General features: G+C 60.2%; 13 protein-coding genes and 1 pseudogene. 10 read left to right on the forward strand and 4 right to left on the reverse strand.

What is annotated here, in order from left to right; translation table 11 throughout:
- Window positions 1–2 precede the first annotated feature (2 nt).
- The 4 genes and pseudogenes from PP4_RS15620 to PP4_RS29860 form a co-directional block, all read right to left on the reverse strand.
- Window positions 3–2,357 carry a tetratricopeptide repeat protein gene (locus PP4_RS15620; RefSeq protein ID WP_016500166.1) on the reverse strand — a complete coding sequence of 785 codons (2,355 nt, stop codon included), beginning with the start codon at window positions 2,355–2,357 and terminating at the stop codon, window positions 3–5.
- A gap of 100 nt (window positions 2,358–2,457) precedes the next feature.
- Entirely contained in the window at window positions 2,458–3,375 is a 918-nt protein-coding gene (locus PP4_RS15625) for a transporter (protein WP_016500167.1), read from the reverse strand.
- Window positions 3,376–3,593: 218 nt separating this feature from the next.
- On the reverse strand, window positions 3,594–4,262 hold the full coding sequence (locus PP4_RS15630) for a DUF3313 domain-containing protein (protein ID WP_016500168.1): 669 nt from the start codon (window positions 4,260–4,262) through the stop codon (window positions 3,594–3,596).
- Between the two features lie 47 nt (window positions 4,263–4,309).
- Window positions 4,310–4,450, reverse strand: a pseudogene (locus PP4_RS29860) (transporter); the annotation flags it as partial.
- A 632-nt stretch (window positions 4,451–5,082) separates the two neighbouring features.
- On the opposite strand from PP4_RS29860, the gene PP4_RS29275 reads away from it, so the two are divergent.
- The 10 genes from PP4_RS29275 to PP4_RS15680 all read left to right on the forward strand — a co-directional run bounded on the left by PP4_RS29275 (window position 5,083) and on the right by PP4_RS15680 (window position 15,966).
- The gene (locus PP4_RS29275) at window positions 5,083–5,226 is read left to right on the forward strand and encodes a hypothetical protein (RefSeq protein ID WP_158490998.1); all 144 of its coding nucleotides are present in this window, start codon (window positions 5,083–5,085) and stop codon (window positions 5,224–5,226) included.
- 73 nt (window positions 5,227–5,299) lie between these two features.
- Entirely contained in the window at window positions 5,300–5,896 is a 597-nt protein-coding gene (locus tag PP4_RS15640) for a paraquat-inducible protein A (RefSeq protein ID WP_041167766.1), read from the forward strand.
- Window positions 5,893–6,537 carry a paraquat-inducible protein A gene (locus tag PP4_RS15645; RefSeq protein WP_016500171.1) on the forward strand — a complete coding sequence of 215 codons (645 nt, stop codon included), beginning with the start codon at window positions 5,893–5,895 and terminating at the stop codon, window positions 6,535–6,537. The genes PP4_RS15640 and PP4_RS15645 overlap by 4 nt, the downstream gene beginning before the upstream one ends.
- Window positions 6,518–8,173 carry a PqiB family protein gene (locus tag PP4_RS15650; RefSeq protein ID WP_016500172.1) on the forward strand — a complete coding sequence of 552 codons (1,656 nt, stop codon included), beginning with the start codon at window positions 6,518–6,520 and terminating at the stop codon, window positions 8,171–8,173. Before PP4_RS15645 ends, PP4_RS15650 begins: the two co-directional genes overlap by 20 nt.
- 16 nt (window positions 8,174–8,189) lie before the next feature.
- Entirely contained in the window at window positions 8,190–8,738 is a 549-nt protein-coding gene (locus tag PP4_RS15655; protein WP_016500173.1) for a PqiC family protein, read from the forward strand.
- A gap of 33 nt (window positions 8,739–8,771) precedes the next feature.
- Complete coding sequence (locus PP4_RS15660) at window positions 8,772–10,088, forward strand: OmpP1/FadL family transporter (protein ID WP_016500174.1); 1,317 nt, start codon at window positions 8,772–8,774, stop codon at window positions 10,086–10,088.
- A 60-nt stretch (window positions 10,089–10,148) separates the two neighbouring features.
- The gene (locus PP4_RS15665; RefSeq protein WP_016500175.1) at window positions 10,149–11,645 is read left to right on the forward strand and encodes an MltF family protein; all 1,497 of its coding nucleotides are present in this window, start codon (window positions 10,149–10,151) and stop codon (window positions 11,643–11,645) included.
- A 136-nt stretch (window positions 11,646–11,781) separates the two neighbouring features.
- Window positions 11,782–12,543, forward strand: a complete 762-nt coding sequence (locus PP4_RS15670) for an efflux RND transporter periplasmic adaptor subunit (protein WP_016500176.1) — start codon at window positions 11,782–11,784, stop codon at window positions 12,541–12,543.
- The gene (locus PP4_RS15675; RefSeq protein ID WP_016500177.1) at window positions 12,530–13,876 is read left to right on the forward strand and encodes an efflux RND transporter periplasmic adaptor subunit; all 1,347 of its coding nucleotides are present in this window, start codon (window positions 12,530–12,532) and stop codon (window positions 13,874–13,876) included. The genes PP4_RS15670 and PP4_RS15675 overlap by 14 nt, the downstream gene beginning before the upstream one ends.
- The gene (locus tag PP4_RS15680) at window positions 13,876–15,966 is read left to right on the forward strand and encodes an HlyD family efflux transporter periplasmic adaptor subunit (RefSeq protein WP_016500178.1); all 2,091 of its coding nucleotides are present in this window, start codon (window positions 13,876–13,878) and stop codon (window positions 15,964–15,966) included. Before PP4_RS15675 ends, PP4_RS15680 begins: the two co-directional genes overlap by 1 nt.
- Window positions 15,967–15,981: the final 15 nt, after the last annotated feature.

A 15,981-nucleotide genomic window follows, 5' to 3' on the forward strand; every position in this document is an offset into this window, starting at 1 on the left:
CCTCATTGGGTACTTTCGTACGTTTGCCAATAAGGCTCGATGCCTTGCAGGCGTGAATCATCGGGGGCCGCTTTACGCATCCTTTGTACATAGCCGTAGGCTTCACGGCGTTCACCGGCCAAGGCATGCAGGTAGATCAACGAATAAAGCAGGTCGGCGTTGTCGGGGGCCTGCTCTAGGCCGCGTTCCAGCGCCACCAGGGCCTCATCCCGACGGTTCATGCGCGACAGCAGCAAACCTTGGTTGTAGCGGATGCGCGCATTGCCTGGCAGCGCGACCGCTGCCTTTTCCATCAACCCCACCGCCTCTTCGGGCTGGCGGCGCTCTACCAGCAACAGGGCCAGCATGTACGCCAGGTTACCGTGGTCGGTAACCGGCATCTTGGCCAGCGCAAGGCCTGCTCGCAGCACCTTTTCCGCTTCATCGAGCTGGTGTTCGGCCGTTGCGAGATTGGCCAGGTTGACCCGAGCCGGCACAAAGTAAGGGTCAAGGTGCAATGCCTGACGGTACTGGTCCATGGCCTCTTGCTGACGCCCCTGGCGGCTCAACAGGACCGCCAGGTTCAAGCGCCCGCCAGGCAGGTCGGCATTGCCACGCAGCCGCGACTCATAGTCCGCCAGCGCGGTGCTGAACGCCTCAACTGCCTGGGCCGGCATCTGCGCCTTAGGCACATCGGCGAGCGCCCGCACTGCCTCATCGCGTACCGCCAGGGACGGGTCTTCGAGCAGGGGCAACAGCGGCTTCAGGCGCTGCTCTGGCGGTACGCTCGAGAACCCGGAGGTGGCATAGGCACGCACCAGTGGGCTCGGATCTTTCAACGCCCAACCCAGGCTGATGAGGGCCTGAGGGCCCAGGTCGGCCATCTGTTCGGCAGCAGTGGCCCGGACGATGGTCGGCTTGGTCTTGTCTGCCAACACCGTGTTCAAGAGGCTCAACGGGATGCCTTGACCATCGCGCACCGCCTGGAATGCCTCGCCGAACAAAACCGGCCGCTGCGGTTTGCCAAACCACTGCTCTATTGCCTTGGCCGCCCAGGCCGGTTGCTGGTCTTTGTGACAGGCGGTGCAGGCATCGGGGCTGTCGACCTTGCTGGCCAGGTCGGGACGCGGGATTCGCAAGCTATGGTCGCGACGGGGGTCGACGACCATGTAGGTTTTGGTAGGCATGTGGCAGCTGACACACTGGGCGCCAGGGCTGCCGGCGACATGGTGATGATGCGCGGGGGTATCGTAGTCCTTGGCCTGCAAGGTGGCGAAGCGGGTCACGGGTGGGTTGCCGTTATGGCATTGCAGGCACAGCCCGTTGCCTTCGATCTTGACTTTGGTGGTGTGGGGATTGTGGCAGTCGGTGCAGCCAACACCAGCGTTGTACATTTTGCTTTGAGTGAACGAGCCGTACTCGTACACCTCTCCGTCGATCTGGCCATCGGCGTGGTAAAGGCCCCGACGCAATGTTGCCGGGAGGCTCTGGTCGAGCTGCGGATGACCGGGGAGCTGACCCACGCCAAGGGTCTGCCGCCGGCTGTGGCAGAACGCACACTGCTCGACCAGGCCCTGGCTGCCCAACGCCTTGTAATCGACAGCCAGCCCTATGTCCTTGGCCGAAGCATAGGCTTGCTCCGCAGGTTTGGTTTTGTTCGCCCAATCGACATGCGCCTGGCCAGGCCCATGGCAACTCTGGCAGCCAACATTCTGCTCCTTCCAGGTGGAGGCGAAGCTGTCCTGGCGATCGTCGTACTGCTTCATCAAGCGGGTGGAATGGCAATCGGCGCACATGCCGTTCCAGTTCTGGTACCGGCCGGTCCAGTGCAATGGGTCATCGGGAGCGAAGCGTTGCCCCGGGTAGAGCGAGAACCAGCGTTGCCCGCCCTCGCCCTTGGCTCTGCTGTCCCAGGCGATGGTCAAGGCCTGCAGACGCCCCCTGGGCAGTGCGACCAGGTACTGCTGCAGTGGATAGTGGCCGAAGGTGTAGAGAATCTTGAAGTCTGCCGGCTGGCCATCCTCACCCTCGGTATTGACGTAAAAGCCCCCCTGCCTGCGAAAGAAACGCGCCGAGACACCGGCCTCGTCGAAGCGAGCATCCTTGAAATCACCAAGCACATTGGCCTCGTCGGCGTCGCGCATCGCCCAACCGTGGTCCGAGTCCTTCCAGGCCTTGGCCTGGTCAACGTGACAGCCAAGGCAAGTAGCGGGAGGCACATAGCCTTTGGACTCGGTCGCAAACCTGGGTACAGCCCCCACCTTCTCGGCACTCAGTGCAATGCTTACCGGGCCGAGCAGGCAGGTAATCAAAACTGCCAAACAGGACAAGGCCTTCAACGACAACCCCAGAATATTGCCTTTGTTGCGACGCCCCATCCTTAGCTCCGTGATCAAACGAGTCAGCGACCCTGCCAGGCTGTTCTGGAGTCCAGATAAAGACGCCTGCGTGAATAACGTCGTTACTTTCGGACAGTGCTCACCACACATATTGCAAACGCAAGGTCCAGGTGTTTACATCCGGCGAACCTGTGCGCTCGGACACGGTATCGGAATAAGCAATCAGCCCCCCGAACTGGGGCGATAGCATGAAGCCCAGGCTGGCACCCAGCAGTGTGTTCTCTTGCTGGTTATCCTGGTTAACGCCATTGATCTTGGTTTCACCACCTTTGTTGTAGGTGGCATCGAGAGAGGCCCAAAGCGCACGGTTGAAGGTGTAGCTGTAGTGGCCTTCGACGGCATACAGCGGCTTCTGCTCAAGCTTGTTGTCGCCCTGGTAATCATCATTGTCGCCATACAGGGACACGTAGGTGTTGACCTCGAGCCAGGTCGGCCCGATAGGTGTACCAAACGCCAGCTCCGGTTTGAACACCCAGCGGTTGGCGCCGATGTTGATGATGCGCTTCTTGTCGTAATCGCCGGTGGGCGCCGTTAACCACAAGCCCCCGGTCAGGAATGTCTCGGGTTGCCACGTGGCGAATTCTTCCTGGGTCAGCGCCGGCCCGCCGAACAGGTTGTGGGCAAAAACCAGCTGCACATCACCCATGCCGCCATTGTGCTTGGTACCGTCGAAAAACCGCGCATCGTCGAACGATGCGCTCACATCGGCATACGGCTGGATCAGCTGGATCGCAGAATTGCGCCCGTCAATCCCGAAGGATCGCGCGAGGCGCAGGATGTACAGGTCGGCGTTCAGTGACAGCCCATCGATCGGCAACGAGGTGTCGATGGGCGTGTTGGTGTCGATGAGGTTGTAGTAGCCGAAGACCATGTTCAGGTCGATTGGCAGGTTTTGCCAGTCGCGAGCGTTGTCAGCCTGAGCGGTAATGCTGGAAATGGAGGCAGCGATACTGAAACCCAGCAGCGTTGCGCTGTTACACCACGAGGATCGAAGCATGTAGGGTCCTTATTGCACATCCGTGGAGTAGGCATAGGCTGCGAAAGCTACCTGCGTCAGCTTCATTCCGGCTGCAGGCGACTGGTTCTTGAGCATAGTCGCAAACTGAAGGTTGATCTTTAGCATGACCGTTTTCATCGGGGCCCTAAAACATCGAATCCGTGTATCAGATGCCGATGGCCCCCTGACGCACATCCACGCCAGGGGGAACATACGGGCTACTTTTTCAGGGCTTTGAATGAACTGACCATGTCCTTGGCCCAGCCATCAAGCACAGCACGTGCGTCATTGGCCTGCATGGTCTGGGAGGAATTGTCCAGGTCCGCGCCTGCACCTTTGCGTACCACTTCGGACACCACCTCGTTGGTACTCCCGTCAATGAATGCGGCCTCGGTGGCCACGCTGGTGTCTTGGTCGCGAATACCTGTGGCCGTACTGATGCCGGCGGCCACCAACGCAATCGGGATAACCTCATACGGCCGCAGCCCTTTGGTTTTGGCACTTACGCCGGTGATCGCCGGGCGCACTACCAGTACACCTGGCCCGGGGCTCGTGGCTAGCGGCAGTACAGTTGAAAACTGGTTTTTCAACGCCTGATCGTAATACTGGGTTATGCCTTGCAAGGTTTGTTGCGGAATTTTCTCAGTGGGTTGTGGTTTGGGGTAAAACTGGCTGGGTTCCACATAGACGCTAGAAAACTGGTTTGCATTGATGCCAGGTTTTATCCAGCGCATAACCTCCGCGCCCGAAGGTGATTTGTCCTCCTTGAGCTTGCTGTAGTCCTTCAAAAATCCGGAGTATTCATCAGGCTCCACGTATTTGCTGGCGCAGCCATGCAGTAACAGCGATGTGAGACAAACGGTTGCAATAAGCGCCCTACTTTTCATGCAACTTCTCCTTCCACGTTGAAGCGGTTATCCCAGGATGAAAACCATCAGAATCGCCAAGTTGCACCGCCACCGACGATGTGCAAGGCGGCGCTATCGAGACTGCCTGACAACGTATCGCCGGAGCGCGCTCTTGTCTGCTCCACGTCCATATTGCCAAGCCAGACCAGCGTGTGTCCTTGCTGCAATCAACAGTGCTGCTGGGGCTGCGGTACTCTGATGTCCAACTCCGGCGTGTCTACCGCCAAGCGGATGAGTACGGCGTTGATCAGGGGTTGGTTCATGTCGCTGACATGCGGGCTGGTCGTCGGGGCGCTCGGCTAACCCCAGCAGGTCGCCGAGGATGACCTGTGTGTCAGCGCTAATCTGCGTGCCGGGCAGCAGCGCGACACCTGCGGGCTTGCCCATTATCACGCTCGGACCGGTGCCCTGCGCCGCCGAGCCAGCATTCGCCAGGCCGTTACATTCTGGGCCAGCTGATTTGTTGCCACTGCGGGCTACCAACAGGCCGCCACACAGGTAGCAAAGACCGCATGTGCGATCCTCGCGCGCAGAGTTGCTGGCATACCGTCTCTCCTTGGCTACTTTGATCCTGCATTGAGCAACTCTCAGACGCCGCATACTCGATAAATCATGGGTTAGCGTAGAGCAGCATCTGTCCCGTTGCTGGATCGGGAAACGACCGTTCATCGGTGCCACGCTCAAAGAGCCGCACGTGCGAGACTGGGCCGGCAAGGGCCATTCGGCAACAACCCTCCGAAGTTCACACCCGCCCCAAAGGCCTCCCGAGCGAATCTTCGAGTTGGTGGGTGGGTGCTTCTTGGCAGGCTTGCTGGCGAAAACAGAGAAAGCCTCTGCGGCGCTGCACGCGCTCGAAGACAAAGTGTTGGGCAACCTGCCCGGCTACCAGTTGTTCAAGGACGCCACCAGCCGAGTTGCCGGGCTTGACGAGGGGGAAATCTGAATTATTTGCCGAATGACACAGTGCTTCTATATTCACTGAGACCCCACATCAGTGTGTTTCATCGAGCAAATCCATGCCGACAACTGACGCGTTGATTATCTGCGAGCATTGCGATTGCGTGTACAAAAAATCCACGCTCGGCAGGCACCAAAAAACTATCTGTGTCAGGTGTGGCGGGGTATTGGAACGCTACAACGGTCTGACAGTGCAGCAGCGCCTGGCGCTTACGTTCACAGCGGCAATATTGTGGCTGTTCGCGAACTTCTATCCAGTGATGAGCATCAGCCTGAAAGGCCTAAAAAACAGTGCGACGTTATGGGATTCGGTTGTTGCCCTGAGCCAAGGGCCGATCACCTTCATGGCCATGGTCGCAGCCATATCGATCATCATCGCCCCGGGGTTCCAGCTGGTGCTGCTGGTATGGGTACTGAGCTTCGCTCTGGCCTCCCGTCGCGCACCGGGGTTCAAACCGGCCATGCGCTGGCTGGAAACATTGCGCCCGTGGAGCATGCTCGAAGTCTGCCTGCTTGGCGCAATGGTAGCGGTCTTCAAATTGGCCGGCATGCTCGACGTTTTGCCCGGCATCGGCCTTTTCGCACTGGCCGTGCTCAGTCTGCTGATGATCCGCATCGCCGGGCGCGACATTCGCGAGTTATGGGGCATCCTATGAACCCACCACCAACGGCCAGCCAGCTCAACCTGTGCCTGTGCCACAGCTGTGGCCTGGCTTGCGACATGGCTGACGAGCCGCACCATTGCCCGCGGTGTGATGCCCCCTTGCACCGGCGCAAGACCAACTCGCTGACGCGCACTTGGGCATACATGTTTGCAGCCCTGGCGTTCTATGTGCCGGCCAACCTGTTGCCGGTGATGAACACAACGATGTTGGGTGATGGGGCCGACAGCACCATCATGAGCGGCGTGCTGGAGTTCTGGGAGCATGGCGCGTGGGACATCGCGCTGATTATCTTCATTGCCAGCATCGCAGTACCCGGCATCAAGTTCGTTGCTCTTTCAATGCTGCTGATCACTGTGCAACGTGGAAGCCTATGGGCGCGCAAAGAGCGTTCGAAGCTGTACCGCTTTGTCGAGCTCATCGGGTACTGGTCGATGCTGGACGTGCTGGTGGTCGCCCTGGTGGCCGCGCTGGTGAAGTTTCAGGCCCTGGGTGACATTGAACCGCGGCCCGGCATTTTGTTCTTCGGCCTGGTGGTGGTCTTCACCATGCTTTCAGCAATGAGTTTCGACCCGCGTTTGATCTGGGAAAGCCCATCCGCCAAGGAGCCCTTGGATGAAGCCATCCATCAATGAAGGACCACAAGATCCGGAGCATGCCCCAGTCAAGACTGGCAGGTTCGGTGTGTCGCTGGTGTGGATCGTGCCCATCGTCGCCGTGCTGGTGGGCCTTTCACTGGTCATCCACAGCAAGATGCAAGAAGGCCCGACCATTGTCCTTTCCTTCAAGACGGGTGATGGCCTTACCGCCAATAAAACCGAAGTCAAGTATCGCAGTGTAGTCATCGGCCACGTATCCGAAGTCGAGCTCAGCGACGACCAGAAGAGCGTCAATGCCACAGTCAAGCTGGCCAAGCAGGCGGAGGGGTTCACTCGGGAAGATTCAAAATTCTGGGTAGTGCGTCCACGCATCGGTGCCGGGGGCGTATCCGGCATCGACACACTGCTTTCCGGTGACTATATCGGCGCCGACATCGGCCAGTCCAATAGCCGCGTCAGGCAATTCAAAGGCCTGGAAAACCCACCGCCGATTACCTATGGTGAGCCAGGCAAACGCTTCACGCTGCACACCCAGGACTTGGGGTCGCTGGACATCGGCTCCCCCGTCTACTACCGCAAGATCCCCGTTGGCCAGGTCGTGGCATACGCGTTGGATGCCGACGGCAAAGGCGTCAGCATCGAGGTGTTCATCCATGCCCCGAACGATGCTTACGTTACTGAAAATACCCGTTTCTGGAATGCCAGCGGCATCGATGTGAACGTCGGCGCCAATGGTTTTGCGGTGAAGACCGAATCGCTTTCAACATTGCTGGTGGGGGGGATCGCCTTCCGCGCGCCGGACTACAGCCCCAACGATACCGCGGCTGCCGAGGACAGAGCTTTCGACCTGTTCGCCGATCAGCAAACAGCCCTGGCCCCACCAAACGGCAAGGCGCAGTACCTGACCCTGCGTTTCGATCAGGCACTACGGGGCCTCAAGGTGGACGCACCAGTCGAGTTTCTGGGCGTGGAAATCGGCAAGGTTGTGTCGGTTAATCTGGACTTCGATGAGGTGAAACGCAGCTTCCCGGTCAGCGTCGGTATCGTGGTCTACCCACAACGCCTAGGCCGGGCACACGAGAAGCTGCTCAAGGCGCTCCACCATAACCCCGATGATATCGCGGGCACTGCACAGATTTTCAGCACCTTCGTCGATAACGGCCTGCGCGCCCAGGCCCGCAGCGGCAACCTCCTGACCGGGCAGCTCTATATCGCCTTGGACTTCTTCCCCAAGGCACCCAAGGTGGCGTTCGACACCAGCGCAAGGCCCATCGCAATACCGACCGTCCCCGGCAGCCTTGAACTGTTGCAGGAACAACTACAGGCGATGGTCGACAAGATAAACAAACTGCCGGTGGAGCGTATCGCAAGCAACCTGGACGGCAACCTGGTGGAGTTACGCAAAAGCCTGGCTCAGTTCAATTCGAAAACCCTGCCTGGCGTGCAGAACACGCTGACGGATGTCAGCAAGACCCTGCAATCGGCAAATTCGACCCTGGCCGAAGACTCTCCTCAACGGGAAAAGCTGACCGAAACCCTCGACGAACTCGGACGCATGTCGCGCTCGCTGCGAGAGCTTTCGGATTATCTGGGCCGCAACCCTGAATCGCTGATCCGCGGGCGCCCCAACAACGCTGCGCCGATGGATCTACAAGGGCCGCCGCGCAATTGAGCAAAGGAGCTGAGCCATGGCCTTACCCTTCAAGATCACCCTTCTGTTGGCGTGTACGCTGCTGGCCGCCTGCCGCAGCGATCCGATCCAGTTTCACACCCTGACGCCCGCGCAACCGGGCGGCGCCCACGGCGGTGCGGATGTTGTCATCGAGGGCTTGAGTGTTCCGCCGCAAGTGGACCGGCCGCAAATGGTCATCCGCCAGGGCAACAGCGGCCTGGCAATCCTCGAAACCCAATGGTGGGGCGCCAGCCTGGCCGATGAGCTACGCAGTGCCCTGACCGACCAACTGAGCCATGCCGGCGGGCGTCGCAAAGCCTCCGTACGGCTGGAGGTGCAGCGTTTTGATTCGATCCCCGGCCAGTACGGCCTGATTGACGTCAAGTGGCGCCTGCGCGCGGCGGATGCCAGTGAGCTGCTTACCTGCCGTAGCACCCTGCAGACGCCCGCCGGCCCTTCCATCGATGACGTAGTGAGCGCACAACAGAACAATGTAAAACGCCTCGCCAACTTGATCAGCCGGGCGGCCAGCGGCGACCAAAGCAGCTGTCCTTCAGCCCAGTGAACTTTGCGTTGTAATTCGTCAGGAGACCGCTCCATGTCCGCAAAGCACATTTGCCGGTTCAAGCCGTCCATGTTTCGCGCAGCCCTGCCCATCCTCGGCTTCGGTGGCTTATTGGGCGCGAGCCTGCCTGCGGTTGCCGGCGGAATCATGATCTACGAGGCGGGCCACGAAGGTACGGGGCTGGCCAATGCCGGTTCCGCGGTGCTGGCCACCGACCCCAGCGTGCTGATGACCAACCCGGCCGGCATCAGTCAGCTGGCCGGCACCCAGGTCAACCTCAACACACAGGTGATTTTCGGTGACGTGAATTTCTCACGTGACAACGCTAATACCTTTGATGGCAACGAAGGCGGAAACAGCCTGAAGTACCTGCCCGGTAGCAGTTTTTTCATCAGTCATCAACTCGATGAAAGGACCTCGGTAGGCTTCGGCATGTACGGCAACTTTGGCCTGGCACTGGATTACGACGACGATTGGGCTGGCCGTTACTTTAGCCAGGAGTCGGCGATCATCGGGGTTTCTTTCCAGCCAACCTTCGCTTACAAAATCAACGATGAGCTGTCGCTGGGCATCGGCCCGCGGTTCATGCTCGGTTACTTCCGCACCGAGGTTGCGGTGAACAATAATGTGCTTGGTTTGGGTAATGCCGAAGACGGTCAACTGCGCTACAAAGACACCGACTGGGGCACCGGGGTGAACGTCGGCCTGCTCTACAGCCTGAACGAGCGAACCAGGCTGGGGCTCGCCTACACCAGCAAGATCAAGCTGGAGTTCAAAGACAAACCCGATCTGGACAACATCACCAACCCGCTGCTGCGCGTGGCCCTCAACCGCCTCGACGTTGACCAGTTGAGCATGGAAATGAACGTGCCGCAGACCGTCACCGCCAGCCTCTCCTATCAACTGGACCCTCAGTGGACCCTGCTTGCCAGCCTGGGTTGGCAGGAGTGGAGCGACTTCGGCAAGCTCGGTGTCGAAGTCGACACCGATTCGGCGTCCACCTCAAGAACCGCCGAACGCCAGTATAAAGATACCTGGCACCTGTCGATGGGTGCGCAGAACCAGCTGAGCTCGAAGCTGCGCTGGAACATAGGGCTTGCCTATGATTCCTCAGCGGTTGACGACCAGGACCGCACCGTCGACAACCCGATGAACGAAACCTGGCGGTTGGCCACCGGGTTCAATTACGCACTGAAGGAGGACCTCGACGTACACATGAGCTATACCCTCATATGGCTAGGTGACATGGAGGTCCAACAGACCAAAACCCGGTCTGGCGGTACGGTTTCAGGGGAATACTCCAATGCGGCGCTACATGTGATCGGTGGTGGGCTGGTATGGCGCTTTTAACGGTGTAGCCCTGCAAACAGTGTGAACTTCCTGATCATCCTGCCCTGTCGGTGAGTGAACATGAACAGTCTGCGTTCTGCTGTTGAGCGTTTGTCCGTTTGCCTCTTGCTGTGCATCAACCCCGTGTTTGCCGAAACTGCGGTCGAGCTGCCTGCGGTGGCGCTTAGCCCCGCAGAAGAAGCCGAAGTGCAACGCCTGGTGCTGCCAGTTCCAGCGAATTGGGTCGGTGACTTCGAGGGCATGCGCGAGCGGCGACTGATCCGAGTGCTGGTGCCTTACAGCAGAACTTTTTTCGAGCTCGATCGTGGGCGTCAGCGCGGGCTGAGCTATGAACTGGGCAAAGGGCTTGAAGCCTGGCTAAACAAGACTCAGCCCTACGCGAAAAAATCCATGCAATGGCGGGTGATGTTCATTCCTACGGCACGCAACGCATTGATGCCCAGCCTGATTGAAGGCGTAGGGGACATCGCTGCTGGAGGCCTGACCGTCACCGACGAACGCTTGAAAACCGTGGAATTCTCCGATCCCTTCGCGGTGAACATACCAGAAGTCTTGGTGACTGGCCCTGGTAGCACGCCACTGGATAACATCGAGGCGCTTTCCGGCATGGACATTACCGTGCGCGCCTCAAGCAGTTACTACGAACACCTGCAAGCACTGAATGCGTCGTTCAAGGAAAAGGGGCTGGCACCGATCAACCTGAGGGCCGCGGATGAAAACCTCGAGGCCGAAGACCTTCTACAAATGGTTAACGCCGGCTTGCTAAAGGCCACGGTAGTGGACCGATATATCGGCAAGATATGGGCGCCCCTCTATACCGACCTGCTGATTCACGACGAATTCCACTTGCACGACAACTCCGAATTCGCCTGGGCGATCCGTCCCAACAGCCCACAGTTGAAGGGCCAGCTGGCTGCTTTCGTCAAATCGCACAAGATTGGCACTACGTTCGGCAACAGCCTGCGCACCAAATACGTCACCAATAGCAGCAAGCGGGTGCTCAACGCCACGTCCGAAGCGGAAATGAAGAAGTTCAAGGAAATGGCGGCGTTGTTCACCCGGCATGCCGATACCTACGGATTTGATCATTTGATGCTTATGGCACAAGGCTTTCAGGAGTCGCAGCTCAATCAAGGTGCGCGTAGTCCCAGGGGCGCGGTGGGGGTGATGCAGTTGCTGCCCACAACGGCCAAAGATCCTACCGTCGGCATCGGCGACATCGACAAGAGCGCTGACCGCAACATTGAGGCAGGTAGCAAATACATGCGCCTGCTCGCAGATAAGTACCTTGACGACCCGCAATTGACGCCTATGAACAAAACACTGATGACCTTCGCCGCTTACAACGCTGGCCCTGGCAACCTGCGCAAGTTCCGCGCATTGGCAGAAAAGTCTGGGCGGGACAAGAACATCTGGTTCGGCAATGTGGAACAAGCGGCGGCCCAGGTGGTTGGCCGCGAAACCGTGGACTACGTTGGTAACATCTACAAATACTACGTGGCCTACAAGCTGGCAGAAGAAAAGTTGGCAGCCAATGCCGCCAAACCTGCGCCGTAATGGCCAATCCTTCGCGCTGATGCTGACTTGCCTGTAGTTTGGGCCCGCGTGCGCAAGCGGTGCAGTTTCGTATCAGGGATGAAGGCATCTTGCCGCGCACGCAGCGCCCACGATGCCTTAGAGCAAGGAGTCGAGAATGCCTTCACGCGTAATTGCATGCCGTTATGTAGCTTTGTTACTGGCCATCACCAGCGCTGCTGCACAGGCCGAACCAGGCGCTGCTGACCCTGATCCACAACTGATCCGCGTACTCCTGGCAGCGGAGATGGAAACCACACTGTCCAGCCAGATGAGTGGCACTCTGGGCGAACTCAAGGCCCGCTTCGGCGAACGAGTGGCCAAGGGCGCAACATTGGCCCGCTTCAATTGCAACGAAGCTCAGGCGCGCGGCAAGGTCGCGGTGGCCGAATTGGCCATGGCCCGGCAGAACCTTGAGGCGAAGAAGCAACTGCGCAAGCTCGACGCCGTGGGCGATATTGAAGTGGCAGCCGCCAACACCGAGGTCCAGAAAGCCGATGGCGCCCGCGCCATGGGTGAGGCGCAGATGAGCTATTGCCTGGTAGTGGCGCCGTTCTCGGGGCACGTGGCCAAGGTGTACGTCAAGCCTTACCAGACCGTTAGTGCGGGCACACCGTTGTTTGACCTGGTCGGTGATGGAGACTTGAAGGTTCGCCTGAATGTGCCTTCCAGCCAGTTGAAAAACCTCAGCGCCGGCCAGCCGCTGGAGGTGAATGTGCACGAGACGGGCAAGACTTACCCGGCGAAAGTCAGTGTGATCAATTCCAGGGTCGATGCCGTGGCGCAGACGGTTGAGCTCGAAGCACGCTTCGACCAGCCCTTCCCCGAACTGATGGCCGGCATGAGCGGCACCGCGCGGTTCGACGATGACCGTGAATAGGCCACTGCCCCATCCGCAGCTATTGCTGCAGCTCGATGCCCTGCGCGACAAGGCCATGGCTGCCGAGAGTCTTGGTGCACTGGCTTTCAGCATGGCCAATGACCTGTACCCGCTACTCCCCTTTCACCAGGCATTGGTATTCGCGCAGGGCAAGTCGAGCCTGGAGCTGCTGTGCGTGTCCGGCCTGGCTCGGCCCACCGAGGATTCACCCTATCTGGTGTGGTTGCGCCGAGCAAGCCGCTGGCTGGCCGAGCGCCTGGTAGACGCCCAGCCTGTCTGGTTGACCCAGGCCGATGCTGCGCCGCCTGAAGATATTGCCGAGGGCTGGGCCGAGTGGTGGCCCACCGGCCTGTGGTGCATACCGTTACATGCGCCTGCCGGCCAGCGCCTCGGTGTTCTGGTATTGCTGCTGGAAGAGCCCCCGCCAGGGGTAGTACACCAGCAACTGGATGGCCTGATCCGCACCTGGGCCTACTGCTGGAATACACTGACCCGGAGACGCCACTTGGGTCGGTGGCGCCCTGGCAGGCGTCAGGTACTGATCACCCTGCTGGTGGCCGCCGGGCTGTTGCTGGTGCCGGTGCGCCAGACGGCACTGGCGCCTGCGCAGATCGTCTCCCTCCACGCACAGATCGTCAGCTCTCCGATCGACGGCGTGATCGCCCAGATGCTGGTACGCCCCAACCAGCCGGTTAAAGCCGGTACACCGCTGTTTACCCTTGATGAAACCACCCTGCGCAGCCGCGCCGAGGTGCTTGGCAAAGAAGTTGCCGTGGCGGATGCCGAATTACAGGCCGCCAGCCAGCGAGCATTCGACAACCCGCAAAGTAAAAATGAGCTTACCCTGTTGCAAGGCCGCGTCCAGCAACGGCGGGCCGAACTGGCTGCGGTACAGGCGCAACTGCGGCGCACCCAAGTGCTGGCACCGCGCGCGGGGGTTGCTGTGTTCAGCGACCCTAACGACTGGCTGGGCAAACCAGTATCGACCGGTGAGCGCATCATGCATGTGGCCGACCCGGCGCAACCGGCCATGCAGATCCAGCTGGCCGTGGCCGATGCCATTGCGCTGGAGCCAGGTGCCGAAGTGACGTTGTTCCTCACCGCCTATCCGCTCAGCCCGCTCAGAGGGAGGATCCTGGAAACCAGCTATCAGGCCAAACCTGGCGATGACGGCGTTGTTGCCTATCGACTGCTGGCGAGCATCGACGAGCATTCCGAGCATGCCCGCCTCGGCCTGCATGGCACCGCCAAGCTCTACGGTGACCGCGTGATGCTCGGTTACTACCTGCTGCGTCGCCCACTGGCAACGTTGCGAGCCTGGAGCGGCTGGTAATGCTGGACCTGACCGACCTGCCGCTGCCCCCCCTTCGTGAGGACCTGCGCCTGTGCGAGGCCGCAGACAGCCGAGAGGGTGAACCGGCCTGGATGATTCACGACACGGTGGTCAACCGCTTCTACCGGATCGGTTGGCTGGAGTTCGAATGCCTGCTGCGCTGGGGGCAGACACCTCGGCAGATCAGCGAGCAGGTTTCCCGCGATAGCGCACTTAAGCCGGATGTCGAGCAGGTGCTGGAGCTGCGTGCGTTCCTTGAGCAGCACCACCTGCTTCGCCCAGGGCCTGAGCAACTGGCCAGGCTGCAAAACGCCAGCGAAGCGCGCACCTGGTCGAGCTGGCGCTGGTGGCTGCACCATTACCTGTTCTTTCGCATACCGCTGCTGCACCCGCAAGCGGGCTTGCAGCGCCTGGCCGCTGCGCTCGGTTGGCTGTTTCACCCGCTCACCGGCCTGTTGGTGATCGGGCTGACTCTGATTGGCGTGTTTCTGGTAATGCAACAATGGGACAGCTTCACCCATGCTGTGGTCGAGTCGTTCTCCACCGAAGGCCTGTTCAGCTTTGCCCTGGCGCTGGTGGTGGCGAAAACCCTGCACGAGCTTGGTCATGCCCTGGTGGCGACGCGCCTGGGTTTACGCGTCGGGCACATGGGTGTGGCGTTTCTGGTGCTGTGGCCGATGCTCTACACCGACACCGGCGAAAGCTGGAAACTCAAACGGCCCCGCCAGCGCCTGGCGATTGCTTCGGCAGGCATCATTACCGAGCTTTCCCTCGCGGGCCTTGCGACACTCGGTTGGGCCCTGTGTGACGATGGCGCGCTGCGCAACGCACTGCTGTACCTGGCAACCACCAGCTGGGTGCTGTCGCTGGCGCTCAATGCCAGCCCCTTCATGCGTTTCGACGGCTATTACATCCTCAGTGACCTGCTCGACTTCCCCAACCTGCACGAACGCGCCTCGGCACTGGCGAGGGTGGCACTGCGGCGCAACCTGCTCGGGCTGAACGAGCCATGGCCCGAGCCCTTTGCGGTGGGCCAGCGACGGCTGCTGGTAGCGTTCGCCTTCGCCACGTGGCTGTACCGGCTGGTGCTGTTTCTCGGTATTGCCGTGGCGGTCTATCTGTTTTTCTTCAAGCTGCTGGGGATCGTGCTGTTCATGGTCGAGTTAGCGTGGTTCATCGCGCTGCCGGTGAAACGAGAGCTGAGCCACTGGTGGCAACAACGCGCACGTATCCCGGGCCGGCGCAAGCAGGTGTTCTACCTGTGCGTGGCGCTGGTCGGACTGGCCCTGGCGATGCCTTGGCACAGCCAGGTCGATGCCGTTGGCGTCGCCCGTGCCGAACACCAGTTGCGCTTCTACACCCCCTACCCTGCGCGGTTGAAAAGCCTTCGCCAGGCGGGCCAGGTAAAGGCCGGCGAAGTACTTGCGGTGCTCGAAGAGCCGGACCTCGATTCGCGTATGCGCAGCAGCCAAGCCAGTGCCCGCAGCTATCAAGCGCGTCTTTCGGGCCTGCTGGCCGACCCGGCCGGGCTGGCCGAGGACGCTGCCACCCAGCAGCGCCTGAACGTGCAAAATGAGGAAGCCCGTGCCGTGCGCAGCGAGATCGCTCGCCTCAGCCTGCAGGCACCGTTCGCGGGCAACTGGCTGGACCTGGACCCTAACGTGGCACCCGGCCAGTGGCTCAACCGCCAGGAGCCGCTGGGCATCCTCATTGACACCAACCACTGGCAGGTCGATGCCTACGTCGCCCAGGACCAGGTGCATTACCTGGCTATCGGCAATGCCGTGAAATTTTATCCCGAAGGCCAGGCCATAGCGCTGCGCGGCAAGGTGCTGGCAATCGGCAGTACTCGGGCTGCGCAGTTAGCCCACCGCATGCTTTCTTCACACTTCGGTGGCCCAGTACCAACGGCCGGTGATCCCTTGGTGCCCAGCCATGCACTTTTCCAGGTGCTGGTGGCCTTGGATGAGCCGCTGGCTGGTGTGCGCGAAACCCGCGGCAAGCTGAAGATCGAAGGGCAAAAGCGCAGCGTTGTGGGCGAGGCGCTGACATGGGTAATAGGGGTTGGGTTGCGGGAAAGCGGGTTCTGAACCCTGCCTTCCGGC

It is taken from the genome of Pseudomonas putida NBRC 14164 (assembly GCF_000412675.1).
Classification (GTDB): Bacteria; Pseudomonadota; Gammaproteobacteria; order Pseudomonadales; family Pseudomonadaceae; genus Aquipseudomonas; species Aquipseudomonas putida.

Bases quoted from the DNA above. Each gene is read 5' to 3' on its own strand.
- PP4_RS15665 (WP_016500175.1), top strand. From the start codon at position 10,149: ATGAACAGTCTGCGTTCTGCTGTTGAGCGTTTGTCCGTTTGCCTCTTG.
- PP4_RS15625 (WP_016500167.1), bottom strand. From the start codon at position 3,375: ATGCTTCGATCCTCGTGGTGTAACAGCGCAACGCTGCTGGGTTTCAGT.
- PP4_RS15630 (WP_016500168.1), bottom strand. From the start codon at position 4,262: ATGAAAAGTAGGGCGCTTATTGCAACCGTTTGTCTCACATCGCTGTTA.
- PP4_RS15670 (WP_016500176.1), top strand. From the start codon at position 11,782: ATGCCTTCACGCGTAATTGCATGCCGTTATGTAGCTTTGTTACTGGCC.
- PP4_RS15680 (WP_016500178.1), top strand. From the start codon at position 13,876: ATGCTGGACCTGACCGACCTGCCGCTGCCCCCCCTTCGTGAGGACCTG.
- PP4_RS15640 (WP_041167766.1), top strand. From the start codon at position 5,300: ATGCCGACAACTGACGCGTTGATTATCTGCGAGCATTGCGATTGCGTG.
- PP4_RS15655 (WP_016500173.1), top strand. From the start codon at position 8,190: ATGGCCTTACCCTTCAAGATCACCCTTCTGTTGGCGTGTACGCTGCTG.
- PP4_RS15675 (WP_016500177.1), top strand. From the start codon at position 12,530: ATGACCGTGAATAGGCCACTGCCCCATCCGCAGCTATTGCTGCAGCTC.
- PP4_RS15660 (WP_016500174.1), top strand. From the start codon at position 8,772: ATGTCCGCAAAGCACATTTGCCGGTTCAAGCCGTCCATGTTTCGCGCA.
- PP4_RS15645 (WP_016500171.1), top strand. From the start codon at position 5,893: ATGAACCCACCACCAACGGCCAGCCAGCTCAACCTGTGCCTGTGCCAC.
- PP4_RS15650 (WP_016500172.1), top strand. From the start codon at position 6,518: ATGAAGCCATCCATCAATGAAGGACCACAAGATCCGGAGCATGCCCCA.
- PP4_RS15620 (WP_016500166.1), bottom strand. From the start codon at position 2,357: ATGGGGCGTCGCAACAAAGGCAATATTCTGGGGTTGTCGTTGAAGGCC.